Source organism: Streptomyces sp. NPDC085946 (assembly GCF_044540485.1).
Classification (GTDB): Bacteria; Actinomycetota; Actinomycetes; order Streptomycetales; family Streptomycetaceae; genus Streptomyces.
In genome coordinates, this window is sequence record NZ_JBITSF010000007.1 from 316,293 (window position 1) to 339,698 (window position 23,406).

Genomic DNA, 23,406 nt, shown 5'->3' on the forward strand with positions numbered 1-23,406 from the left:
GGCGCCAATGCCTTCACCTGCCTTCCGGGGCTGCTTCTTCGCGCTACTTCTTGGTCGTGCCGAGGTTCAGAGCGTCGTACTGACCGCTCCAGGCGGCCGACGACACCACGTTGGTGGCGTACGGCGAGCGGTACAGCAGGACCTTGAAGTAGGTCAGCGGCACGATGACGGCCTGGTCCATCGTCTTCTTGTCGACCTCGGCGTAGGCGGCGTTGCGCGCCGACTCGTCGCTGTTCTTGATGGCCTCGTCCAGCAGCTTGTTGACCTCGGGGTCGTCGAACTGGGAGAGGTTGGTGTTGCCGGAGTCGCTGATGGCCTTGCCGTTGAGGATCTGGTTCAGGAAGCCGTAGCCGGTCGGCCAGTCGGCGCCCCACTGCATCATGATCAGGCCGATGTTCTGCTTCTCGGTGAACTTCGGCACGCCCGCGTAGTCGGTGAAGTACTTGCCGGACGGGTACTGCTTCATCTCGGCGTTGATGCCGACCTTCTTCAGCGAGTCGATGATCGCGGTGGCGGCGTCGACCTCCTGCTGGCGGTCGCTGCGCGCGGCGATGTAGGTCTTGAAGCCCTTCTCCTTGCCGCAGGCCTTCAGGTGCTCCTTGGCCTTGGCCGCGTCGCCCTTGTTGCCGCTGGTGGCGTACGTGTCGAACTTCTGGTAGCCGATCACGTCCGGCGGGATCACCGTGGAGGCGATGTCACCGCGGACCGGGCCGCCCTGCGCGGTCTGCACGGCCACCTTGTCGATGGCGTACTGCACGGCCTTGCGGCACTCGACGTTGTTGAACGGCTTGACCTTGGTGTTGATCGCCGTGTAGACGAGACGGCCACCGTAGGTGTTGTCGGTGTTGGCCTTCTTGTCCGCGCTGTTCAGCAGCTGGGCCTGGGTCTGGGTGTCCACACCGCGGCCGGCGAGGTCGACGGTCGTGGTGCCGGCCATCAGGTCCTTGTCGATCGTGGCCTGGCTGACCTTCAGGTTGACCACGATCTTGTCCGGGTACTGCTTGCGCAGCGGGTCGGTCTTGGCGCTCCACTGGTCGTTGCGCACCAGGACGACGCGCTTGCCCTCCTCGTAGCTCTCGAACTTGTACGAGCCGGAGGAGACGATCTTCTTGGTGTAGTCGACGCCGGTGTCCTTCGCGCGCGGCACCGGGGCGGTCTGCGGCGCGGTGACCAGGTAGTCGAAGTCGGCGAACGGCTGCTTGAGCTTGAAGGTGATCGTGTACTTGTCGGGCGTCTCGATGGACGCCAGGCCCTTCTCGCTCTTGTCCTTGTAGGGGCCCTTGTACTTGTCGCCGCCCGCGAGGAACTGGGAGAAGTAGTTGGGACCGAGGGAGAGCACGTCACGGGCGAAGTTGGAGCGCTCCACCGCGTACTTGACGTCCGCCGAGGTGATCTCGGTGCCGTCCTCGTACTTCACGCCCTGACGGATCTTGTACGTCCAGGTCTTGCCGCCGTCGGACTGCTGGCCCTTGCCCTCGGCGAGGTCCGGGACGATCTCGTTGCCCTTCTCGCCCGGGGCCGGGGTGAAGGTGAGCAGGGGACGCGCGTAGAGACGGCTGAAGTTGTACATGTACGCGTAGTACGTGTTGCCCGGGTCGAAGGAGTCCGGGACGTCGGACATCGCGTAGGTGACCGTGCCGCCCTTCTTCGTGGAGGCGTTCACGACCGACGTGGTGGCGGCGTTGGCCTTGGCCTTGCTGCCCTCGTTGTCGCTGTTGTCTTCGGCCTTGCTGCAGCCTGCCAGGAGCAGACCGGCGCTGCTCACGGCCGCCACTGCGGCCATCACTGACCTTCGCATGATGGTCGGGTTCCCCTTCGTAGTTGAACACTTGGGCTGGACGCGGACTCCGTCCGCGACCGCAGACGTCAGCGGCTGCGGGGGTCGAGTGCGTCCCGGAGGCCGTCACCGAGGAGGTTGAAGGCCAGTACGGTGATGAAGATGGCGAGACCGGGGACGATCATGTACTGCGGATCGACCTCGAAGAAGTCGACGGCCTGGTTGAGCATCCCGCCCCACGACGCCTGCGGCGGCTGGATGCCGACGCCGAGGAAGCTGAGCGAGGCCTCGAAGAGGATGTTGGTCGGGATGAGCAGCGTCGAGTAGACGATGATCGGGGCGACGAGGTTCGGCAGGAGTTCCTTGAAGAGGATGTAGGGACCGCCGGCGCCCATGCCCCGCGAGGCGTCGACGAACTCGCGCTCGCGCAGCGCCAGCGTCTGGCCGCGCACGATGCGGCCCATGTAGGGCCAGTTGAAGAACCCGATGACGAAGATCAGCACGAGGATGTGCAGCGGCAGGCCCTCCAGCCCGAACGCGCCGCCCTGCAGCGTCGCCGAGATGGCGATGGCGAAGAGCAGCAGCGGGAAGGCGAGGAAGGTGTCCATGAGGCGGCTGATGACCGCGTCGACCCGGCCGCCGTAGTAGCCCGCGACCAGGCCCAGCACGGTGCCGATCACGTTGGACAGGAGGGTCGCGCCGAAGGCGACGACCAGGGAGACCCAGGAGCCCTCCAGGATGCGGGCGAAGATGTCGCGCCCGAACTTCGGCTCGACGCCGAGCGGGTGGTCCCAGCTCATGCCGCCGAAGTCGCCCTTGGGGAGGGTGGTGTTGGGGTCGATCAGGTCCTGGTGGAAGGCGTTGGGGTCCAGGCCCAGCAGCGACTGCAGGGGGCGCGAGAGGGCGGCGGTCAGGATGAGCAGCACGACCACGACGCCGCCCGCCACCGCCATCTTGTCGCGCTTGAAGCGGGTCCAGGCGATCTGCCCCAGAGACCGGCCCTCGATCTGCTTGGACTCGACGCCCGCCAGCACGGCCTCCGGCTGGGCCTCGGCCTGCGATCCGGTGGTCTCGATCGGTGCCGTCACAAGTGCCCTGCCCCTTCTCGCCGGTGGTCACCGGCCTTCACATGCCGCGGTCCACGGCCTGGTTCGCTGCTTCCGCACGGCGGGCCCCGGGTGAGGTGGCATCTCGTGCGTCGAAAGCATCGCGTCGAAATCACTCACAGGATCGATGGACCCCCTGCTTGAGTGGGGAGTCTTCAACGTCTTCACGATCACCCGCCAGATCCCACCGAAAAAGTATGCGCAACCGTGATGCTGTCTGGGGGATTCCGTTATCCGAACAGTGGGTAACGGGGGTCGGACACCTGCGAGTTGGGGCATTACGGACGGAGCGGTGCCTTCCGCCCCGATCTACGCGCGAAGAGCGTCCGGGACCGCCTCACCGGCGGACCCCGGACGCTGACGCAGGATCAGATACCGCCCTGGGCCGGCGGGTACCCGTACCCCGCCGCCGGAGCCTGCGCGGGAGCGGCGTGCGCCTCGCGGTCGTAGAAGGGGCGGGTGTGGGCGCGCAGCCACATGGCGACCGGGTCGTGCGCGTCGGACATCGCCACCGTCGACACCGGCAGTCCGTCCGGGACGGCGCCGATGGACTGCTGCATCATCGCGCGCACCGCGTCGACGGCCGGCGGCGAGGTGTCGTACACGTCGAGGCCGATGGCCAGGTACGGCGCCCCGAGCGCGGGCTGCACCCAGGCGCGGCGCAACGAGCGCACCGCCGGGGTGCGGTGGGCGTTCTGCGCGAGCAGGGCGTAGAACTGCGGGATCTCGATGGCGGGTTCGGACAGCCGCAGCGGGCCCGCGGGCTGCCGGTCCAGGCCGGTGGCGATGCGGCGCAGGTCGAGCCAGGGGATGCCGACGCCGCCGCCGGGGGCGTGCGGGTTGAGCCAGAGGCCGTAGTGGTCGGGGTAGAGGGCGCGGGCCACGTCCAGGCCGTCGACCACCTCGTACGAGCGGTTCCAGCCGCTGGCCGAGAGCTCCTGGGCGGAGGTGACGCACGGGGCGTACCCGTAGCCGTCGACCTCCATGGTGCCGTACTGGGCGTCCGGGGAGCCTGCCTGGCCGTGCCAGAGCAGCATCCAGACCTGGCCGGTGGCGGGCGTCGCGAGCGCGCGCAGGAGCGCCTCGTAGGCGTCGTAACGCCCGGGCGTGACCTGGCGCAGCATGTGCTCGACCTGGCCGGCCGCGGCGGTGCCAGCGCTCACTTCGTATCGCCCTCCGTACAACGCCTCGACCCGGTGAACCTAGCTTAAGGCCCGCCCGGGAGCCCGGGACTCGCCGCCGTGGTGCGCCGCGGGTCGTCCGTGGCCGGCCGCGCGGCGGTCCGCGCCCTTCCAGGTTGGCTCACAGGCCCCGCGTATAGAAGGGCCGTGCCCGCTCGCGCATCCAGTCGGCCACCGGATCCTGGGCCACGTCGAGGAGGACCAGGTTGACGGGCCACCGCACCGGGACCTTCGCCAGGGCCCGGCCGAGGGCCTCCAGGGGCAGCGCCCGCAGGTCGCCCTCCCACTCGGACAGCTCGACGCCCACGAACATCACCGGCTCGGCGGTCTCGATGGCGGCCAGGCAGCGGCGGGCGGACAGCACGACGCCGATGCCGTCGAACTCGGCCGACGCGGCGGACAGGAAGTCCACCGGGTCGTCCTGCCAGTCGGGTTCGAACAGGCGGACCCGGCCGCCACTGGCGGGGCCGTCGAGCGGGGTGCGCCCGGCCCGGCACAGCTCGGCCACGGCGGGCGGCGGCAGCGGGACGCCGACCACCCCGCCCGGGTTCACCGCGATCCCGGCCTGCGGCGGCAGCCCGCGGGCGAACTCCACGGCCGGCGCGATGGTGTACGACATGTGGGAGCCGACGACCTGGCGGAACTGCTCCTCGGAGCTGAACACCGGCACGTACGCCTGGCCCTCGATCTCCAGCGCGGGCAGGTCGAGGGGGCCGCTGTCCGGGCCGCCGCCGTTGGGCAGCGGGACCCACACGAAGCTGCGTCCCAGCACCTCGACGATCCGGCCGGCCGCCGCCGGTCCGGCGCCGAGGGACGCCGAGAGCACCTCCTCCAGCTCGTTGCCGGGCCACCCGCCGTGCGGGTGGGGGTGCGCCTGCGCCGGGAAGTCCGCGGAGAAGTCCGCCGGGAAGTCCATCTGCCTACCGCCTGCCTGAAGCCACTGCTGTGGCAGGAAAGGCTAACGGGTGCCCCCGGGAGGACGGGCCCGGCCAGGGCGGGGGAAGCCGCCGGGAGACGCACCCGCCGTGCGGGTGCGCGGGTACGCCCCCGGCCTCCGCGACCGGGCCGGACGGACGCGCGGGGCGGGCCGCCGGCACGCGGTGGCGGGCGTTGCCCCGTCCGGGTGGGCGCCGTGCCCCCGGCGCCGGCGCTCAGCCCATGAAGCCGATCCTGCGGAGGGTGTTCGCCGCGTCGCGGTCCGCGAGGACCGCCGAGCCGCAGCCCGCGGGCAGCTCGCCGCGCTCCACCGCGCGCAGCAGGCGGGTGGTGGCCGCGCGGTGGCGCAGGAAGGCGTAGCGCGAGACGCCCCGGCCGCGGGCGCGCTGGCCGGCCAGCGCCTGCTCGGGGGCGACGTCGAGCAGGAGCAGGTGGAGCGTGCCGCCCCGGCGGCGGGCCTCGCGGGCCAGCCAGCGGCGCACCCAGGCCTGGGTGCCGCAGTCGTGCACGACGACGCCCTCGCCGGTGCGCAGGGCGCGGCGCAGCCCGGCGTAGTGGGCGAGGCGGACGAGCGGGCGGTAGGCCCCGTACGGCACCAGGCGCGGCATGCGCCGCTCCCAGCGGTCGCGGGTGTCCTGGGAGTCGATGCGGGTGGCCCGGACGGCGCGCCGCATCAGGGTGGACTTGCCGCTGCCGGGCAGGCCGGTGATGACGACGAGGTCCCGGGGGCCGAAGAGCAGGGCGCGCGGGCTGCGGCCGCCCCGCTCGCGCAGGTCGCGGACGACGGGTGACCGCAGTGGGCCGCACGCCTCCCGGGCCTGGGCGGCGTGCTGGCCGGGCACCGCCATGCCCGTGGTCGTGGCGTACGCCGTGGTCCTGTTCACCGTGATGTCCTCCCCTGGGGCCAGGTACGAGTCCCATCCCCGCCGAGTGTAAAGAGAAGGTAATACCGCAGGCCTCGCATTTTCGTGCGCTTTCTGCAACAGGGCTGCTACAGACCGCTGTGTCCGCCCGCGTGCTCCGCCCTCCTCCTGGGGAAGGTCCCCCTGCCGCCCCGGACCGATGCGTGCAATGATGAGCCCGCCAACTGCATACCGGCCGTTTGAATCCGCGCGGGAGAGTCCCCAGCACCGACTGAGCTGGGGCGCCGAAGGAGCAAGTCCCTCCCTTGAATCTCTCAGGCCCCGTTACCGCGCGGGCGAGGCACATCTGAAAAGCGGGCCGCTGCCGCAGCGGCCCCACCCACGGTGCAAGCCAGGTCGTCCCTGTGGCGGTCGCGGCGAACCTCTCAGGTTCCGATGACAGATGGGGAGGACCTTCCCTCGCCCGTCCTGCGTCCACGCCCCGGGAGACGACCGACCGATGAGCAGCACCGCACTCCGTCACACCGCGCTCGATGCCCTGCATCGCTCGCTCGGCGCGACGATGACCGACTTCGCCGGCTGGGACATGCCCCTGCGCTACGGCTCCGAGCGCGACGAGCACACCGCCGTCCGCACCAGGGCCGGACTGTTCGACCTCTCGCACATGGGCGAGATCACCGTCACCGGCCCGCAGGCCGCCGCCCTCCTCGACCACGCGCTGGTCGGCAACATCGGCGCCGTCCGGCCCGGCCGCGCCCGCTACACCATGATCTGCCGCGAGGACGGCGGCATCCTGGACGACCTGATCGTCTACCGGCTCGGCGAGACCGAGTACATGGTCGTCGCCAACGCCTCCAACGCCCAGGTGGTGCTGGACGCGCTGGTGGAGCGCGCCGCCGGCTTCGACGCCGAGGTCCGCGACGACCGGGACGCCTACGCGCTGATCGCCGTCCAGGGCCCCGCGTCCCCCGGCATCCTGAAGAGCCTCACCGACGCCGACCTCGACGGCCTGAAGTACTACGCCGGCCTGCCCGGCACCGTCGCCGGGGTCCCGGCGCTGATCGCCCGCACCGGCTACACCGGCGAGGACGGCTTCGAGCTGTTCGTGAAGCCGGAGCACGCCGTGGAGCTGTGGCAGGCGCTGACCGAGGCCGGCGAGGGCGACGGCCTGGTCCCGTGCGGCCTGTCCTGCCGCGACACGCTGCGCCTGGAGGCGGGCATGCCGCTGTACGGGCACGAGCTGACCACCGAACTGACGCCGTTCGACGCCGGGCTCGGCCGGGTGGTGAAGTTCGAGAAGGAGGGCGACTTCGTGGGCCGCGCGGCGCTGGAGGAGGCCGCCGCCCGCTCCGCCCAGAACCCGCCGCGCGTGCTCGTCGGCCTGGTCGCCCAGGGCCGCCGCGTCCCGCGCGCCGGGTACGCGGTCGTCGCCGGCGGCGAGGTGATCGGCGAGGTGACCTCCGGGGCCCCCTCCCCCACGCTCGGCAAGCCGATCGCGATGGCGTACGTCGACGCGGCGCACGCGGCACCGGGCACGCCGGGCGTCGGCGTGGACATCCGGGGCACCCACGAGCCGTACGAGGTCGTGGCGCTGCCGTTCTACCAGCGGCAGAAGTAGACACTGGACGCCCGGTCGCCCGGTCCGGGGCGGCCCCGCGCGCCTTCACACCGCTCACCGGCGGTTTCCGCAGTCCCCCAGGCAACAGCATGTCCCGCGTACAGGAGAATCCAGGCCATGAGCAACCCCCAGCAGCTGCGCTACAGCAAGGAGCACGAGTGGCTGTCGGCCGCCGAGGACGGCGTCTCGACGGTCGGCATCACGGAGCACGCGGCCAACGCGCTCGGTGACGTCGTCTTCGTCCAGCTCCCGGAGGTCGGCGACACCGTGACCGCGGGCGAGACCTGCGGCGAACTGGAGTCCACCAAGTCGGTGTCCGACCTGTACTCCCCCGTCTCCGGCGAGATCACCGAGGTCAACGAGGACGTGGTGAACGACCCGTCGCTGGTGAACTCCGCCCCCTTCGAGGGCGGCTGGCTGTTCAAGGTACGCGTCACGGACGAGCCGGCCGACCTGCTCTCCGCCGACGAGTACGACACCCACATCGCCGGCTGAGGAGTCGTAGCCGTATGTCCGTCCTGAACACGCCCCTGCACGAGCTCGACCCGGCCGTCGCCGCCGCGGTCGACGCCGAGCTGCACCGCCAGCAGTCCACCCTCGAGATGATCGCCTCGGAGAACTTCGCCCCGGTCGCGGTCATGGAGGCGCAGGGCTCGGTCCTCACCAACAAGTACGCCGAGGGCTACCCGGGCCGCCGCTACTACGGCGGCTGCGAGCACGTCGACGTCGTCGAGCAGATCGCCATCGACCGCGTCAAGGAGCTCTTCGGCGCGGAGCACGCCAACGTCCAGCCGCACTCGGGCGCCCAGGCCAACGCGGCCGCGATGTTCGCGCTGCTCAAGCCCGGCGACACGATCATGGGTCTGAACCTCGCGCACGGCGGGCACCTGACCCACGGCATGAAGATCAACTTCTCCGGCAAGCTGTACGACGTCGTCGCCTACCACGTGGGCGAGGACGGCCGGGTCGACATGGCCGAGGTCGAGCGCCTCGCCAAGGAGGCCAGGCCGAAGCTGATCGTGGCCGGCTGGTCGGCCTACCCGCGGCAGCTGGACTTCGCCGCGTTCCGCCGGATCGCCGACGAGGTCGGCGCGTACCTCATGGTCGACATGGCGCACTTCGCCGGTCTGGTCGCCGCGGGGCTGCACCCCAACCCGGTGCCGCACGCGCACGTGGTCACCACCACGACCCACAAGACGCTGGGCGGCCCGCGCGGCGGTGTGATCCTCTCCACGGCCGACCTCGCCAAGAAGATCAACTCGGCGGTCTTCCCCGGTCAGCAGGGCGGCCCGCTGGAGCACGTGGTCGCCGCCAAGGCCGTCGCCTTCAAGGTCGCCGCGAGCGAGGACTTCAAGGAGCGGCAGCGCCGTACCCTGGAGGGCGCGCGGCTCCTCGCCGAGCGCCTGGTGCGGGACGACGTCAGGGCCGTGGGCGTGGACGTGCTGTCCGGCGGCACGGACGTGCACCTGGTCCTGGTCGACCTGCGGAACTCCGAGCTGGACGGGCAGCAGGCCGAGGACCGGCTCCACGAGATCGGCATCACCGTCAACCGCAACGCGATCCCGAACGACCCGCGTCCGCCGATGGTGACGTCGGGCCTGCGGATCGGCACCCCGGCCCTGGCGACCCGCGGCTTCACCGCCGAGGACTTCGCCGAGGTCGCGGACGTCATCGCCGAGGCGCTGAAGCCGTCGTACGACGCCGAGGCGCTCAAGGCGCGGGTGAAGGCGCTGGCCGACAAGCACCCGCTGTACCCCGCGCTGACCAAGTAAGTCCCCCGGTGGGGGCGCCCCGACCGGGCGCCCCGCCGGACCAGGAAGTCCCCGGTGGGGGCGCCCCGACCGGGTGCCCCGCCGGCCCGTAGTGAGGAGTGACCGTGGCCATCTCGGTCTTCGACCTGTTCTCGATCGGCATCGGCCCGTCCAGCTCCCACACGGTGGGCCCGATGCGGGCGGCCCGCATGTTCGCCCGCCGGCTGCGCAGCGAGGGCGTGCTGGACTCGGTCGCCTCCGTGCGCTCCGAGCTGTACGGCTCCCTCGGCGCGACCGGCCACGGGCACGGCACGCCCAAGGCGGTGCTGCTCGGCCTGGAGGGCGACTCGCCGCGCACGGTGGACGTGGAGACCGCCGACGAGCGGGTGGAGGCCGTCAAGGCCGGCGGCCGGCTGAACCTGCTCGGCGAGCGGGAGATCGCGTTCGACTTCGACGCGGACCTGAAGCTGCACCGCCGCAAGGCCCTCCCCTACCACGCGAACGGCATGACCCTGCGGGCGTACGACGCCGCCGGGACCGAGCTGCTGGCCAAGACGTACTACTCGGTGGGCGGCGGCTTCGTCGTCGACGAGGACGCGGTGGGCGCCGACCGCATCAAACTGGACGACACCGTCCTGAAGTACCCCTTCCGCACGGGCGACGAGCTGCTGCGGCTGACGAAGGAGACCGGCCTGTCGATCTCCTCGCTGATGCTGGAGAACGAGCGGGCCTGGCGCACCGAGGAGGAGATCCGCGCGGGCCTGCTGGAGATCTGGCGGGTGATGCGGGAGTGCGTGGCGCGCGGCATGTCCCGCGAGGGCATCCTGCCGGGCGGGCTGAAGGTGCGCCGCCGGGCCGCGAACACCGCGCGCAAACTGCGCTCGGAGGGCGACCCCAAGGCCCTCGCCATGGAGTGGATCACCCTCTACGCGATGGCCGTGAACGAGGAGAACGCCGCCGGCGGACGTGTCGTCACGGCCCCCACCAACGGCGCCGCCGGCATCATCCCCGCGGTCCTGCACTACTACATCAACTTCGTCCCCGGCGCGGACGAGGACGGCGTGGTCCGCTTCCTCCTCGCCGCCGGCGCGATCGGCATGCTGTTCAAGGAGAACGCCTCCATCTCCGGCGCCGAGGTCGGCTGCCAGGGCGAGGTCGGCTCGGCCTGCTCGATGGCGGCGGGCGCCCTCGCCGAGGTGCTGGGCGGCACGCCCGAGCAGGTGGAGAACGCCGCCGAGATCGGCATGGAGCACAACCTCGGCCTGACCTGCGACCCGGTGGGCGGTCTGGTGCAGATCCCGTGCATCGAGCGCAACGGCATGGCGGCGGTGAAGGCCGTCACGGCCGCCCGGATGGCCATGCGCGGCGACGGCTCGCACAAGGTGTCCCTGGACAAGGTCATCAAGACGATGAAGGACACCGGAGCCGACATGTCGGTGAAGTACAAGGAGACGGCACGGGGCGGCCTGGCCGTGAACATCATCGAGTGCTGAACGGTCTCCCGCGCCCCGGCGTGTGATCCGGCGGCCCGCGGGCATCATCGGACTCCCGTACCCCGGACGGAACTTCAGGGAGTGCGCATGCTCCGCGGCATCGACGTCAGCTCGTACCAGCCCGCTTCGTACGACACGGACGGCCTGTCCTTCGTCTTCGTCAAGGCGACGGAGGGCCGCTCCTACGTCAACCCCCGGCTGGCCGCCCAGACCAGGACCGCCCGCGACGCCGGGCTGGTCGTCGGCTTCTACCACTTCCTGTGGCCCGGCAACCTCACGGCCCAGGCGGAGTACTTCGTCGCCAAGGCACCGGAGCGGCCGGGCGACATCCTCGCCGTCGACTGGGAGACCACCGGCGACGGCACCCACGCGAGCAACGCGGAGAAGGACCGCTTCATCCGGAAGGTGAAGGAGCTGCGCCCGGGCCACCGGGTCGTGCTCTACTGCAACCGGCACTTCTGGCTCGACGTCGACACGACGTCCTACGCGGGCGACGGCCTGTGGATCGCCGACTACGTCGCCGCGGGCAAGCCCCGCATCGAGGCGGCCTGGCGCTTCCACCAGTACACCGACGACCCGGTGGACACGAACGTGGCCGCCTTCGCGAGCAGGGCGGCGCTGCAGACGTGGGCCGGGGGTGCCTGACCGTGCCCCGGCCTGCGGGCGGGGGCGATGGGGACCGTCGTGCGCGGGGGCGCGGTGCGGCCGGGGATCCGGTCGGCGTCGTGCCGCCGGACGGGCCGCACCGCGCTCTCGGCGTCGCCCGAGCGGCAGAACTACCCGCGGAACTCCGGCTTGCGCTCCGGGGACGCCTCCGCCAGGGCCGCGGTGACGGCCTCGACGCCGGCGCGCAGGCCGTAGACCGGGGTGGCGGGCTGCTGGCGCCAGGAGTCGTCGATGCCGCCCGCGTCGACCGTGTCGAAGCCGAGCTCGTCGATCAGGGCGCGGACCTTGGCCTTGGCCGCCGCGTCGTCGCCGGCCACCGGCAGGGCCAGGCGGTCGGGGTCGCCCGCGGGGCGGTGGCGGTCGAGGATGTCCTGGGCGTAGGTGCCGTTGAAGGCCTTGATCACCGGGTGGCCGATCCGCCGTTCGGTCCAGCGGCTCTCGGTGATGCCCTCGTCCTCGATCTCCGCGATGCGGCCGTCGCGCTCGCGGGGGTAGTAGTTGCCGGTGTCGATGACGGCCACGCCGTCGGCCGCCTCGTCGAGGAGGCCGTCGGGCAGGTCGGGGACCGCCTTGACCGGGACCGTGACGACCACGACCTCCGCGCCGCGCGCCGCGTCCTCCACCCGTACCGGGGTGGCGCCGGTCTCCTCGGCCAGGGCCGTGAGGGTGTGCGGACCACGGGAGTTGGCCACGGAGACGTCGTGACCGAGGGCGGTGAGCCGGCGGGTGAGGTTGCCGCCGATGTTGCCCGCGCCGATGATGCCGATCTTCATGACGAACCCTTCGAGATCGATGCGCCTGCATATTTTTCCGTCGGCGGCGTCAACCCGGGGGGCGCGCGGGCTATTCCGCCTCCCCGCGCGGTCCGGGGCGGCGGCACGGCGAAGGGGCCCGTTCCGTCACCGGACCGGGCCCCTTCGCGTACGGCGTCACTTGTTCAGGTGCGCCCAGAACTCGTCGAACGACAGCAGCTTGTCGCCGTCCAGGTCGCGGCTGGCGATGATCGCCTCGGCCACCGCCTCGGTGACGTGCCAGTCGCCTCCCTGCGCCAGGGCGGTCTTGAACTCGGCGGCGGTGATGCGTCCGTCCCCGTCCGTATCGATCCGCTCGAACTGCTTGCGCGCTTCCTCGATGTCCGCCACCGGTCCGCCCCTCATCTCGTGCTCTTCTGCCTCGGCCGTCCTGGCCGCCGTGCTGACGCAGGTCAGATTAACCGCCCGGGCCGGCCCGCAGTGCGGCGACCACCCACGCGAACGCCTCGCGGTGCGGTGGCACGGGTTCGCCCTTGAGCACGCCGATCAGTTCCCGGCAGCGGGCCGGCCGGTCCTGGGAGACCGCCTCCAGGCGTTCAGCACGGCCGCCCGGTCGGCGTCGCCGAACAGGTCCCGCAGCACCTCGCCGGCCTCCGGGGCCTGCGGGGCGATCCCCCGTTCCCGGGCCTCGGCGGCCAGCCGGACCGGGCGGCGGGCGAACCACCGGGACGCCCCGCCGGCGGCGTCCTGTCCCCGGTCGGCCGCGCTGAACTCCGCGGCCGACCGCATCTGCGCCCGGAACCGCGGGTCCTGGAGCATCTCGGCCAGCTCCACCCGGGCGTCCACCTGCTCGGGCGTCGGGTCGTCCGGCAGGGCGGCGGTGCGGCGCATCCGTTCCAGGATCGCCGCGTCGGCGGTGTCCGGTCCCCGGAACATCTCGTCCACGAACTCCTCGACGACGCGTCTGCGTTCGGCGGCGGACAGCCGCGCCAGTTTGTTCGTCAGGGTCGTCCCCTGCGCGGTCGAGCCGCGTCGCGCCACGGTCGACAGCACCGCCCGGGTCACCTTCAGCGACCTGATCCGCGCGTCCAGCGCCGCCACGTGCGCGGCGGCGGCCTCGGCGGCCGTCCGCTGCCCGGCCGGCACCTCGCGGACGTCGTGCAGGCCGAGGCCCGGTTCCCGCAGCGTGCGGACCAGTTCCAGGCGGGCGACGGACGCGGCGCCGTACAGCCGGTAGCCGCCCGCGGAGCGGGTCACCGGGGCAGGGCGCCCTCGTCGGACCAGGAGCGGACGGTGCGCACGGTCAGCCCGGTGGCGCGGGCCGGTTCGCCGACGGTGAGGAGTCCGGTGCCGTCGTCGGTCATGTCTGGGAGTCTGGACCTTCCCGTGGGCGGAGACTCGAGGAGCGAGCGGTGGGGCGGACCCTGCGTGACATTCTGGACGCGGCGGCGCGCGGCGTCTTCCCGCCGGCGGACGGCCGTACGACGGTGGTGCCGCAGCCCTCGGCGCGGGACGCGGGGGTCCTCGCCCTCACCGCGCACTCGGTGGTGTTCACCGACGAGGACCCGCGCTGGGTGCACGGCACGCTGGAGGCGCTGGAGTGCGACGCGCTCGCCGCCCCGCTGAACGCCCGTTTCCTCACGGCCTTCATGGACCGCACGGGGCGCACGTCCGAGACCGTGGACGCGCTGCTGGTCGCGGCTCCCCTGCCGGGCAGGCCGCCCGTGGCGCTGCGGGAGACCGAGGACGCGGCGCACCCGCGCGTCCGCTACGCCCGCACGCGCCGCGACGGCGTGCGGGCCTGGGAGGCGGAGGGCGGCGTGCTGGTGACGGGGCGCGGGGTCGCCGGGCGGCTGGAGGTGTCCGTGGAGGTGGACGAGCCGGTGCGGGGGCTGGGGCGCCGGCTCGCCGCGGCCGCCCGGCACCTGGCCGGGGAGCCGGTGTGGGCCCAGGTGGCGCCGGGAAACGCCCGCAGCCTGCGGGCGTTCCAGGCGGCCGGCTACCGGCCGGTGGGGGCGGAGGTGCTGCTCAGTGCCAGGCCTCGTAGTGCGGGTTGCTCTGGCAGCCGCTCATGATCTCGACCTTGGTCGTCTTGTTCACGGGGCAGACGCCGATGACGTACTTGCGGTCGATGCCGCCGGGGAAGGCCACCTCGGCCTGGTCGGCCCACTTGTGGGTGTCGCCGATGGTCCGGTTGACGTCGATGCCGCCGGGGGCGTCGATGTAGTAGTTCCAGCCGGACTTCCACCACTTCTTGTACAGGTCGTGGTCGTACGTCGTGGAGACGTACGGGGAGGGCTGGTTGACGAGGACGTACTGCTCCAGGTCGTACTGGCCGTCGGTCACGTCCCTGGGGCGGAAGCCCTCCTCGAAGACGACCGCGGGGCCCCGGCCGTCGGCGCGGTAGAGGGTGCCGCAGCTCTCGCGCCAGACCGGCTCCGGGGTGATGCGGTCGACGGCGACGCGGCGGTCGGCGGCGGCCTTGATCCGGTCGTCGTAGCGGACCGGGCAGGCGGCGGCCTCGGCGGCCCGCACGAAGGCGGGCACGGCGCCGGGGGCGGTGGCCGGGGAGGCGGCGGCGGTCGTGGCGAGGACGGCGGACAGGGACAGGACGGCGGCGGCGGCGCGCCGCCGCAGGCGAGTGAGGATCATGCAGGCACCCTGGCCGGTCCGCCGCGGCACGCGGTGGTTCCTCACCCGTACGGCGGCGTGTCAGCTGACCTGCGGTCAGCGCGGGGTGCCGGGGCGTCCGCGGGCCCGGCCCGCGGACGTCCCACCGGACTCGGCCGGTCCCAGCCGGACTCGGCCGGTCCCAGCCGGACTCGGCCGGTCCGAGGCGGAGTCGGCCGGTCCGAGCCGGTCTCAGCCGGTCCGAGCCGGTCTCAGCCGGGATACGGCAGCAGCCCGGCCGCGGTCTTCTCCCAGGCCGCCTTCAGCTCGGCGAGCAGCTCGGGGCGGGCCGCGGCGAGGTCGGCCTGTTCACGGGCGTCCCGGGCGAGGTGGAAGAGGTGGTCCCGGCCCTCGGCGTCCTGGTAGTACTTCCAGTCCCCGCGCCGCAGCGCCCGGTTGCGCCGCACCCGCCAGAACAGGTCCCGCTCCGGCGGCTTCTCGCCGCGCAGCAGGTATCCGGCCAGGCTGGTGCCGTCCAGCGGGTGGGCGGGGTCCGGCCGCGCCCCGGCCACCTCCAGCAGCGTCGCCGTCCAGTCCGGCGTGTAGACGGGCTCGTGGCTGACCTGGCGTCCGTCGATCCGGGCCGGCCAGCGCAGGATGGTCGGCACGCGGATGCCGCCCTCCAGCAGCTCGGACTTCTGGCCGCTGAGCGGCCACTGGTAGGAGAACCGCTCGCCGCCGTTGTCGCTGGCGAAGAGGACGACGGTGTCGCGCTCCCGGCCCGAGCGGCGCAGTGCGGCCAGCACCTTCCCGACGGCGGCGTCCAGGGACTCCACCATCTCCTTGTACTTCTCCACCGAGCCGCCGTCGTGGTGCAGCAGCGCGCCGAGCCCCTCGCCGGCCCTGATCCGGGCGGCGATCTCCGCGCCGGCCTCCTCGTCGCCCTCGGCGAGCCACGGCCAGTGCGGGGTGGTGAAGTTGAGGTTGAGCAGCCAGGGCCGGTCGTGGTCGCGGCCGACGTACTCGACGGCCCGCTCGGTCAGGACGGTCGTGTAGTACCGCAGGTCCTGGTAGGTGGCGTCGCCTTCGTACAGGTCGTACTCGCCGAGCTGGCCCAGTTTGGAGAAGTACTCCAGCGCGCCGCCGAAGTTGCCGAAGAACTCGTCCCAGCCGGACTTGGTGGGGCTGTAGTCGGGCAGGAAGCCGCAGTGCCACTTGCCGATCAGGGCGGTGGCGTAGCCGGCCTTCTTCAGCAGGGAGGCCAGGGTGGGGTGGCCGGGGTCCAGGCCCTGGGTGCGGTTGCCGATCGGCTCCGCCAGACCGCCCTCGGTGCGGCCCGGGTACCGCCCGGTGTAGAGGCTGAAGCGGGTCGGGGAGCAGGTCGCCGAGCCGGAGTACGCGTCGGTGAAGCGCACGCCCTGCCGGGCGAGCCGGTCCAGGTGGGGGGTCTCGATGTGCGGGGAGCCGTACGAGGAGAGGTCGGCCCAGCCGAGGTCGTCGCCGAGGATCACCAGGATGTTGGGGCGGGCGGACCCGGAGCCCGCGGTGCGGGCGGCGAACGGCCGTTCGCCGGCGGCGGGCTCGGCGGGGGCCGCCTCGGCGGCGGCGGCCGGGCCGGCGACGGCCGTGACCGCGCCGCCGCCGAGCAGGCCGCCGAAGACACGGCGGGATATGTCGGGCATGCGAAATCCTTGGGCGGAGGAGGAGCCGGGGGCGGGGGGTGAGGGGCGCCTTCAGTCTGATCACCGTCCGGCCCCGGGGCCAGGCCTGCGCCCGGGAGTTCACGGGCCTGCAACGTTGCCTCAGCCAACCACCTTCAGCAGCAGCACCGACCGCGCCGGCACCCGGACCGCCCCGCCCGCCGGGTGCTCCTCGTCCGGTGCCTCGGCCTGCTCCTCCCGGCCGGTGTCGACGACCACCTCGTAGCGCTCCGCCCACGGCGGTCCCGGCAGCACGAAGTCCACCGGCCCCTCACCGGCGTGCAGCACGGCGAGGAAGCTGTCGTCGAGGACCTTCGCGCCGCGTTCGTCGCGGCCCGGGATGTCCCGCCCGGAGAGGTACATGCCGAGGGTGGCGGCGGGCGCGTACCAGTCCTGCTCGGTCATCTCGGTGCCCCGGGTGGTGAACCAGGCCAGGTCCCGCAGTCCGTCCGCGGAGTGCGCCCGGCCGGAGAAGAACGCCCGGCGCCGCAGCACCGGGTGGCGGTGGCGCAGGCCGATCAGGCGGGCGGTCAGGTCGAACAGGGCCTTCCAGCCGGGCTCCTCCAGCAGGCTCCAGTCGACCCAGCTGATCTCGTTGTCCTGGCAGTAGGCGTTGTTGTTGCCGCGCTGGGTGCGGCCGAGTTCGTCGCCGGCGACCAGCATGGGGACGCCCGTCGACAGCAGCAGGGTGGTGAGCAGGTTGCGCAGCTGGCGCCGCCGGAGCGCGTTCACGTCCTCGTCGCCGGTCTCGCCCTCGGCGCCGCAGTTCCAGGCCCGGTTGTCGTTCGTGCCGTCCCGGTTGCCCTCGCCGTTGGCCTCGTTGTGCTTGCGCTCGTAGGAGACGAGGTCGCGCAGGGTGAAGCCGTCGTGGGCGGTGACGAAGTTGACCGAGGCGTAGGGCCTGCGTCCGCCCCAGGCGTACAGGTCGCTGGAGCCGGACAGGCGGTAGCCCATCTCCCGGACGTCCGGCAGGGCGTGCCGCCAGAAGTCCCGCACGGCGTCGCGGTAGCGGTCGTTCCACTCCGTCCACAGCGGCGGGAAGGCGCCCACCTGGTAGCCGCCGGAGCCGATGTCCCACGGCTCGGCGATCAGCTTGACCCGGCGCAGCACCGGGTCCTGGGCGATGACCGCGAGGAACGGGGAGAGCATGTCGACGTCGTGCATGGAGCGGGCGAGCGCCGCCGCCAGGTCGAAGCGGAAGCCGTCCACGCCCATCTCGGTCACCCAGTAGCGCAGCGAGTCGGTGATCAGGCGCAGCACGTGCGGCTGGACGACGTGCAGGGTGTTGCCGCAGCCGGTGTAGTCGGCGTAGCGGCGGGCGTCGGGCTGGAGGCGGTAGTAGCGGCGGTTGTCGATGCCCTTCAGGGAGAGGGTGGGGCCGTACTCGCCGGCCTCGGCGGTGTGGTTGTAGACGACGTCGAGGACGACCTCGATGCCGGCCGCGTGCAGGGCGCGCACCATCCGCTTGAACTCGCCGACCTGCTGGCCGGTGGTGCCGGAGGCGGCGTAGGCGGCGTGCGGGGCGAAGTAGCCGATGGAGTTGTAGCCCCAGTAGTTCTTCAGGCCGCGGCGCAGCAGGTGGTCCTCGTGGGCGAACTGGTGCACGGGCAGCAGTTCCACGGCCGTCACGCCGAGCTTCACCAGGTGCTCGATCGCCGCGGGGTGCGCGAGACCGGCGTAGGTGCCGCGCAGTTCCTCGGGGATGCCGGGGTGCAGCCGGGTGAAGCCGCGCACGTGCAGCTCGTAGATGACCGAGTCGGCCCACGGCGTCTTGGGGCGGCGGTCGTCGGACCAGTCGTCGTCGTCGTGGACCACGACGCCCTTGGGGACGAGGGGCGCGGAGTCCCGGTCGTCGCGGACGGTGTCGGCGACGTGCTGCTGCGGCCAGTCCCGGACGTGCCCGTACACCTCCGGCGGGAGGCTGAAGTCGCCGTCCACCGCACGCGCGTACGGGTCGAGGAGCAGCTTGGCCGGGTTCCAGCGGGCGCCGGTCCACGGGTCCCAGCGGCCGTGCACCCGGTAGCCGTAGCGCTGTCCGGGCAGCACGCCGGGCACGAAGCCGTGCCAGATCTCGTGCGTCAGTTCGGTCAGCCGGACGCGTGTCTCCTTCCCCCGGTCGTCGAAGAGACACAGTTCGACGCCCTCGGCCCCGCCGGCCCACAACGCGAAGTTGGTGCCGGCCACGCCGTCCGGGCCGGCCCGGAACCGGGCGCCCAGCGGCGTCGCCGCGCCCGGCCACACGGGCACGGCGGGCAGCGGCGCGGCACGCCGCGCACCGTTCACGACGGCGGCTGGGCGCCCGTCCTCGGTGACCTGATCGCCGGCCACCGCCTCCTGCTCGGCTGCGCTGGACACCTGTCAGCCTCCTGCGGCTCGTGGAACGACGGGGGACAGGGGTGTGCGGCCGCATCCCACGGCTCCGGCCGCGGCTCCCCCGCGCGTCGTCCTCCCCACTGTTCTGCCCAGGGGGCGGCTCGCACTCACGTTTCCCCGGGGGGCGGCATGGTCGTTTCCCGGGGACGAGCCCCGTCGTTGGGCTCCTCGTGAGGCACGTAGAAGGGCGCGCACGGCGCGCGAGGGCCACGCTGGCCGCCGTAATGACATGGGCAGGACTGCTCGCCGGGGTCGCCGGCTGCACCTCGGACGGCGGTGGAGGCGGGATCGGCGGGGCGTTCGGCGCGCCGCCGGCGCCCGAGGACGTCATCCGGGTCACTCCCGACGACGGCAGCAGGGAGGTGCGCCCCGGCGCGAAGCTGCGGGTGCGGGTGCCGGGCGGGCGGCTGGAGTCGGTGAAGGTCGTCAGGTCGCAGGACGCGCAGGACTCCCCGGTGCCGGGGCGCGTCTCCGCCGACGGGACGAGCTGGGCGCCCGACGACGACCGGCTGGCCCTCGCGGCCCGCTACACGGTCGACGTCGTCGCCCTGGACGGCAGCGGGCGCCGCTCGGCCCGGCACACGACGTTCACGACGCACGTCCCCGAGGAGCGGTTCATCGGGTACGTCTCCCCGGAGGACCGCGCCACGGTCGGCACGGGCATGATCGTGTCGCTGGAGTTCAACCGGGAGATCCGGCACCGGGCGGCGGTGGAGCGCGCGGTGCGCGTGACCGCGGAGCCGGCCGTGGAGATCCGCCCGCACTGGTTCGGCCGCTCCCGGCTGGACTTCCGTCCGCGCGCGTACTGGAAACCCGGCACCAAGGTCACCGTCGACCTGCGCCTGCGGGACGTCGAGGGGGCGCCCGGGGTGTACGGGCTCCAGCACAAGAAGTTCTCGTTCACCGTCGGCCGCAGCCAGGTCTCCCTGGTCGACGCGTCCAGGCACACCATGCAGGTGCGGCGGGACGGCGAGCTGCTGGCCACCGTGCCGATCACGGCCGGGGCGCCGAAGACCACCACGTACAACGGGAAGATGGTGGTCACCGAGATGCTGGAGCTGACCCGGATGAACGGCGCCACGGTCGGCTTCAAGAAGGCGAACGGCAAGGGCGAGTACGACATCCCGGACGTGCCGCACGCCATGCGCCTGACCGCGTCGGGCACCTTCCTGCACGGCAACTACTGGGCGCCGGAGTCCGTCTTCGGCCGCAGCAACGTCAGCCACGGCTGCGTGGGGCTGCGCGACGTCAAGGGCGGGGGCGCGGACACCCCGGCGGGCTGGTTCTTCGACCGGAGCCTCATCGGGGACGTCGTCGAAGTGGTGAACAGCAACGACAAGGAGGTCGCCGCCGACAACGGGCTCGGGGGGTGGAACATGAGCTGGCAGGAGTGGAAGGCGGGCAGTGCGGCACGGTGAGCCGGCCGGGAGGCGAACGTGACCTGACGTTCCGTTGAAGTTGGGACTGAACGGTGACATTCGCGGCGCGCTGAATCTCCCTGACCTGTGGTTACGATGCGCCGGTGCGCGCGCGGGACGCGCAGGGGTGCGGGCCTGACCAGGCCCCGCGAGGGGAGCGGAATTGAACGAGCGGCCGATATCGGGGGCACCGGCCCACACGCGGACACGGGGCGGCAGGAGGGTGTCGGCGCTGCTGTGCGGGGCGCTGCTGCTCGCCGTCACCGCGTGCGGCGGCGGGGGGCCGGACTCCGGGGACGGCAAGGGCAAGGGCAAGGGCGCCGGGGAGTCGGCCGCCGCGCGGAGCGGGCAGTCCGAGGCGGTCGTCACGATCGCCCCGAAGGACGGCGCGACCTCCGTCGACACCAGCGGGGTCCTGAAGGTCGGCGCCGCCGGGGGGAAGCTGACCGAGGTCGTGGTCAAGGACGCCAAGGGCAGGAAGATCGACGGGAAGATAGCCGGGGACGGCGCCTCCTGGACGCCGTCCGCCCACCTGGCCGCCGCCACGAAGTACACCGTGCACGCGGTCGCCGAGGACTCCGCGGGCCGCACGGCCGCGGAGGACACGAGCTTCACCACCCTGACGCCCGAGAACACCTTCATCGGAACCTTCACCCCCGAGGACGGCTCCGAGGTGGGCGTGGGCATGCCGTTCTCGATCCGCTTCAGCCGGGGCATCACCGACCCCGGGGCCGTCGAGAAGGCCATCCGCATCAGGACCGAGCCGCCCGTCGAGGTGGAGGGCCACTGGTTCGGCAACGACCGCCTCGACTTCCGCCCGGAGAAGTACTGGAAAGCCGGCACCAAGGTCACCGTCGACCTCGGCCTGGACGGCGTCGAGGGCCGCCCGGGCGTCTACGGCGAGCAGGACAAGACCGTCTCCTTCACCATCGGCCGCAACCAGGTCTCCGTCGTCGACGCCAAGAAGCTCACGATGAAGGTCATGCGGGACGGCAAGGTGGTCAGGACGATCCCCGTCACCACCGGCAAGCCCGGCATGGAGACCTGGAACGGCCAGATGGTCATCAGCGAGAGGCTGACCGTGACCCGGATGAACGGCGAGACGGTCGGCTACGGCGGCGAGTACGACATCAAGGACGTGCCGCACGCCATGCGCCTGACCACCTCCGGCACCTTCCTGCACGGCAACTACTGGGCGAGCGGCGCCTTCGGCGAGTACAACGCCAGCCACGGCTGCATCGGCCTGCGCGACGTGCGCGGCGGCTGGGACAAGAAGGCCCCGGCGGCGTGGTTCTTCGACAACTCGCTCATCGGCGACGTGGTGGTCGTGAAGAACTCCGAGGACCGGACCGTCGACCCGGACAACGGGCTCAACGGCTGGAACATGTCGTGGGAGAAGTGGAAGAAGTAGGGCGTCCCCGACGCGAGGGCCCGGTGTGACCGACCGCACCGGGCCCGTTGTCGTTAGTGCCCGTTAACCTGCTGGGCATGACCGTACATCTCGAAGTGGCCGAGGGCGTCGGCACGCTGCGCCTGGACCGCCCGCCCATGAACGCGCTGGACGTCGCGACGCAGGACCGGCTCAAGGAGCTCGCCGAGGAGGCCGCGCGCCGCGAGGACGTGCGCGCCGTGGTGATCTACGGCGGCGAGAAGGTGTTCGCGGCGGGCGCGGACATCAAGGAGATGCAGGCGATGGACCACACCGCGATGGTCCTGCGCGCCCGCGCCCTGCAGGACTCCTTCACGGCGGTGGCCCGCATCCCCAAGCCGGTCGTCGCGGCCGTCACCGGCTACGCGCTGGGCGGCGGCTGCGAGCTGGCACTGTGCGCGGACTACCGCATCGCCGGGGAGAACGCCAAGCTGGGCCAGCCGGAGATCCTGCTCGGCCTGATCCCGGGCGCGGGCGGCACCCAGCGCCTCTCCCGTCTGATCGGCCCCTCCAAGGCCAAGGACCTCATCTTCACGGGCCGCCAGGTGCGGGCCGACGAGGCGCTGGCGCTCGGCCTGGTGGACCGCGTGGTCCCGGCCGCCGAGGTGTACGAGCAGGCGCACGCGTGGGCGGCGAAGCTGGCCCAGGGTCCGGCGCTCGCGCTGCGCGCGGCCAAGGAGTCCGTCGACACGGGCCTGGAGACGGACATCGAGACGGGCCTGGCCGTGGAACGGAACTGGTTCGCGGGCCTGTTCGCCACCGAGGACCGGGAGCGGGGGATGCGCAGCTTCGTGGAAGAGGGCCCGGGCAAGGCCAAGTTCCTCTGAACCTCACCCGAAGAGGCCCTCCGGCCGCTTGTCCTTGACGCGATGTCTGATATCCGGGTCCCTCGATGGGGCGGTCTGTGGCAGCCTTGGCCCGACCTGAAGCCCGCCGTGTCGAGGGAGCCCGTCGATTGCCGCCCAGCGAGCCGTCACCGCAGGTCGGACGGGACACGGCCGACGCGTTCATACCGACGGCATATGCCGGGCGGTCGCGGCACGGCAGGGGCGCGCGCAGGGCGCATTCACCGGGAACGGCCCCGGAGGGCGCGCGGGGCGGCCATCATGAGGGCATGGCGGGGCTGGAGGGTACGGGACAGCCGCGGGGAGACGGACGTGCGACCGCGGCGCGCTGGTCGCCGGCGGTCGAGGACGAGCGGGCGCTGAAGGCGCTGGAACGGTACGGCAACCCGACGGAGGCGGAGGTTCCGCTGCCGTCCCGCCCCGAGTCCGCGGCCACCGCCCGCCGGCTGGTCCAGGTGGTGGTCCTGCGCGAGTGGCGGCTCGGCCCGCGGACGGCGGAGGACGCCGTCCTGCTCGTGTCGGAGCTGGTGGGCAACGCCGTGCGGCACACCGGCGCCCGCGTCTTCGGACTGCGCATGCGGCACCGCCGCGGCTGGATCCGCGTCGAGGTCCGCGACCCCTCCCGGGGGCTGCCCTGTCTGATGCCGGTGCAGGAGACGGACGTCAGCGGCCGAGGGCTCTTCCTGGTCGACAAGCTGTCCGACCGGTGGGGCGTCGACCTGCTGCCGCGCGGCAAGACGACGTGGTTCGAGATGCGGGTGGCCGACCGCTGACCGGTGGCCGGCCGCCGGCCGGCGCGGCCGGGGGCGCGCGGCGCGCGTGCGGCCGGACGGCTCGCGCCGGCGGGTCCTAGGTCGGACGGCTGACCCCACTCGGACCGAAACCCGG

General features: G+C 72.5%; 20 protein-coding genes, 1 pseudogene and 1 riboswitch. Of the genes and pseudogenes, 10 read left to right on the forward strand and 11 right to left on the reverse strand.

Annotation, left to right across the window (positions count from 1 at the left end):
• Window positions 1-43: 43 nt before the first annotated feature.
• The 5 genes from ACIF8T_RS17305 to ACIF8T_RS17325 form a co-directional block, all read right to left on the reverse strand.
• The gene (locus tag ACIF8T_RS17305; RefSeq protein WP_400035808.1) at window positions 44-1,783 is read right to left on the reverse strand and encodes an ABC transporter substrate-binding protein; all 1,740 of its coding nucleotides are present in this window, start codon (window positions 1,781-1,783) and stop codon (window positions 44-46) included.
• An 83-nt stretch (window positions 1,784-1,866) separates the two neighbouring features.
• Window positions 1,867-2,865 (reverse strand): ABC transporter permease, encoded by a 999-nt coding sequence (locus ACIF8T_RS17310; protein WP_400035810.1) that lies wholly within the window; start codon window positions 2,863-2,865, stop codon window positions 1,867-1,869.
• A gap of 386 nt (window positions 2,866-3,251) precedes the next feature.
• A complete protein-coding gene (locus ACIF8T_RS17315; protein WP_400035876.1) occupies window positions 3,252-4,007 on the reverse strand; it encodes an enhanced serine sensitivity protein SseB C-terminal domain-containing protein in 756 nt (251 codons plus the stop codon).
• A gap of 178 nt (window positions 4,008-4,185) precedes the next feature.
• Window positions 4,186-4,980, reverse strand: a complete 795-nt coding sequence (locus ACIF8T_RS17320) for an enhanced serine sensitivity protein SseB (RefSeq protein WP_400035812.1) — start codon at window positions 4,978-4,980, stop codon at window positions 4,186-4,188.
• Window positions 4,981-5,215: 235 nt separating this feature from the next.
• Window positions 5,216-5,884 (reverse strand): AAA family ATPase, encoded by a 669-nt coding sequence (locus ACIF8T_RS17325; RefSeq protein WP_400035814.1) that lies wholly within the window; start codon window positions 5,882-5,884, stop codon window positions 5,216-5,218.
• Between the two features lie 219 nt (window positions 5,885-6,103).
• Window positions 6,104-6,203, forward strand: a riboswitch (glycine riboswitch).
• 159 nt (window positions 6,204-6,362) lie between these two features.
• Between ACIF8T_RS17325 and gcvT the strand changes: the two genes are divergently transcribed.
• The 5 genes from gcvT to ACIF8T_RS17350 all read left to right on the forward strand — a co-directional run bounded on the left by gcvT (window position 6,363) and on the right by ACIF8T_RS17350 (window position 11,370).
• Complete coding sequence (gcvT, locus tag ACIF8T_RS17330) at window positions 6,363-7,481, forward strand: glycine cleavage system aminomethyltransferase GcvT (RefSeq protein ID WP_400035816.1); 1,119 nt, start codon at window positions 6,363-6,365, stop codon at window positions 7,479-7,481.
• Window positions 7,482-7,598: 117 nt separating this feature from the next.
• Window positions 7,599-7,976: a glycine cleavage system protein GcvH gene (gcvH, locus tag ACIF8T_RS17335; protein ID WP_400035818.1), complete on the forward strand. Its 378-nt coding sequence runs from the start codon at window positions 7,599-7,601 to the stop codon at window positions 7,974-7,976.
• A 14-nt stretch (window positions 7,977-7,990) separates the two neighbouring features.
• The gene (glyA, locus tag ACIF8T_RS17340; RefSeq protein ID WP_400035820.1) at window positions 7,991-9,253 is read left to right on the forward strand and encodes a serine hydroxymethyltransferase; all 1,263 of its coding nucleotides are present in this window, start codon (window positions 7,991-7,993) and stop codon (window positions 9,251-9,253) included.
• Between the two features lie 104 nt (window positions 9,254-9,357).
• Window positions 9,358-10,725, forward strand: coding sequence for an L-serine ammonia-lyase (locus ACIF8T_RS17345; RefSeq protein WP_400035822.1), 1,368 nt, complete (start codon window positions 9,358-9,360; stop codon window positions 10,723-10,725).
• A gap of 87 nt (window positions 10,726-10,812) precedes the next feature.
• Window positions 10,813-11,370, forward strand: a complete 558-nt coding sequence (locus ACIF8T_RS17350; RefSeq protein WP_400035824.1) for a glycoside hydrolase family 25 protein — start codon at window positions 10,813-10,815, stop codon at window positions 11,368-11,370.
• Between the two features lie 131 nt (window positions 11,371-11,501).
• On the opposite strand, the gene ACIF8T_RS17355 is transcribed toward ACIF8T_RS17350, so the two are convergent.
• The 3 genes and pseudogenes from ACIF8T_RS17355 to ACIF8T_RS17365 form a co-directional block, all read right to left on the reverse strand.
• The gene (locus ACIF8T_RS17355) at window positions 11,502-12,164 is read right to left on the reverse strand and encodes an NADPH-dependent F420 reductase (protein ID WP_400035825.1); all 663 of its coding nucleotides are present in this window, start codon (window positions 12,162-12,164) and stop codon (window positions 11,502-11,504) included.
• 156 nt (window positions 12,165-12,320) lie between these two features.
• Window positions 12,321-12,533: an EF-hand domain-containing protein gene (locus ACIF8T_RS17360; RefSeq protein WP_400035878.1), complete on the reverse strand. Its 213-nt coding sequence runs from the start codon at window positions 12,531-12,533 to the stop codon at window positions 12,321-12,323.
• A 67-nt stretch (window positions 12,534-12,600) separates the two neighbouring features.
• Window positions 12,601-13,507: pseudogene (locus tag ACIF8T_RS17365) on the reverse strand (MerR family transcriptional regulator).
• A gap of 48 nt (window positions 13,508-13,555) precedes the next feature.
• Here ACIF8T_RS17365 and ACIF8T_RS17370 point away from each other — a divergent pair.
• A complete protein-coding gene (locus ACIF8T_RS17370; protein ID WP_400035827.1) occupies window positions 13,556-14,218 on the forward strand; it encodes a GNAT family N-acetyltransferase in 663 nt (220 codons plus the stop codon).
• Here ACIF8T_RS17370 and ACIF8T_RS17375 read toward each other — a convergent pair.
• The 3 genes from ACIF8T_RS17375 to glgX all read right to left on the reverse strand — a co-directional run bounded on the left by ACIF8T_RS17375 (window position 14,172) and on the right by glgX (window position 18,808).
• Window positions 14,172-14,795, reverse strand: coding sequence for an ADP-ribosyltransferase (locus tag ACIF8T_RS17375; RefSeq protein ID WP_400035829.1), 624 nt, complete (start codon window positions 14,793-14,795; stop codon window positions 14,172-14,174). The genes ACIF8T_RS17370 and ACIF8T_RS17375 overlap by 47 nt on opposite strands.
• 230 nt (window positions 14,796-15,025) lie before the next feature.
• On the reverse strand, window positions 15,026-16,435 hold the full coding sequence (locus tag ACIF8T_RS17380) for a sulfatase (protein ID WP_400035831.1): 1,410 nt from the start codon (window positions 16,433-16,435) through the stop codon (window positions 15,026-15,028).
• Between the two features lie 120 nt (window positions 16,436-16,555).
• Entirely contained in the window at window positions 16,556-18,808 is a 2,253-nt protein-coding gene (gene glgX, locus ACIF8T_RS17385) for a glycogen debranching protein GlgX (protein WP_400035833.1), read from the reverse strand.
• A gap of 188 nt (window positions 18,809-18,996) precedes the next feature.
• On the opposite strand from glgX, the gene ACIF8T_RS17390 reads away from it, so the two are divergent.
• The 4 genes from ACIF8T_RS17390 (at window position 18,997) to ACIF8T_RS17405 (ending at window position 23,291) form a co-directional block, all read left to right on the forward strand.
• Window positions 18,997-20,244, forward strand: coding sequence for an Ig-like domain-containing protein (locus ACIF8T_RS17390; RefSeq protein ID WP_400035835.1), 1,248 nt, complete (start codon window positions 18,997-18,999; stop codon window positions 20,242-20,244).
• Window positions 20,245-20,407: 163 nt separating this feature from the next.
• A complete protein-coding gene (locus ACIF8T_RS17395) occupies window positions 20,408-21,655 on the forward strand; it encodes an Ig-like domain-containing protein (RefSeq protein WP_400035837.1) in 1,248 nt (415 codons plus the stop codon).
• A gap of 77 nt (window positions 21,656-21,732) precedes the next feature.
• Window positions 21,733-22,500 (forward strand): enoyl-CoA hydratase/isomerase family protein, encoded by a 768-nt coding sequence (locus tag ACIF8T_RS17400; protein ID WP_400035839.1) that lies wholly within the window; start codon window positions 21,733-21,735, stop codon window positions 22,498-22,500.
• A gap of 287 nt (window positions 22,501-22,787) precedes the next feature.
• Complete coding sequence (locus tag ACIF8T_RS17405) at window positions 22,788-23,291, forward strand: ATP-binding protein (RefSeq protein ID WP_400035841.1); 504 nt, start codon at window positions 22,788-22,790, stop codon at window positions 23,289-23,291.
• The last annotated feature ends 115 nt before the right edge of the window (window positions 23,292-23,406 follow it).

Coding starts and splice junctions, on each gene's coding strand:
- ACIF8T_RS17305 (WP_400035808.1), bottom strand. CDS start 1,783: ATGGCCGCAGTGGCGGCCGTGAGCAGCGCCGGTCTGCTCCTGGCAGGC.
- ACIF8T_RS17315 (WP_400035876.1), bottom strand. CDS start 4,007: ATGCTGCGCCAGGTCACGCCCGGGCGTTACGACGCCTACGAGGCGCTC.
- ACIF8T_RS17320 (WP_400035812.1), bottom strand. CDS start 4,980: ATGGACTTCCCGGCGGACTTCTCCGCGGACTTCCCGGCGCAGGCGCAC.
- gcvT (WP_400035816.1), top strand. CDS start 6,363: ATGAGCAGCACCGCACTCCGTCACACCGCGCTCGATGCCCTGCATCGC.
- gcvH (WP_400035818.1), top strand. CDS start 7,599: ATGAGCAACCCCCAGCAGCTGCGCTACAGCAAGGAGCACGAGTGGCTG.
- glyA (WP_400035820.1), top strand. CDS start 7,991: ATGTCCGTCCTGAACACGCCCCTGCACGAGCTCGACCCGGCCGTCGCC.
- ACIF8T_RS17350 (WP_400035824.1), top strand. CDS start 10,813: ATGCTCCGCGGCATCGACGTCAGCTCGTACCAGCCCGCTTCGTACGAC.
- ACIF8T_RS17355 (WP_400035825.1), bottom strand. CDS start 12,164: ATGAAGATCGGCATCATCGGCGCGGGCAACATCGGCGGCAACCTCACC.
- ACIF8T_RS17375 (WP_400035829.1), bottom strand. CDS start 14,795: ATGATCCTCACTCGCCTGCGGCGGCGCGCCGCCGCCGCCGTCCTGTCC.
- ACIF8T_RS17380 (WP_400035831.1), bottom strand. CDS start 16,435: ATGCCCGACATATCCCGCCGTGTCTTCGGCGGCCTGCTCGGCGGCGGC.
- ACIF8T_RS17400 (WP_400035839.1), top strand. CDS start 21,733: ATGACCGTACATCTCGAAGTGGCCGAGGGCGTCGGCACGCTGCGCCTG.
- ACIF8T_RS17405 (WP_400035841.1), top strand. CDS start 22,788: ATGGCGGGGCTGGAGGGTACGGGACAGCCGCGGGGAGACGGACGTGCG.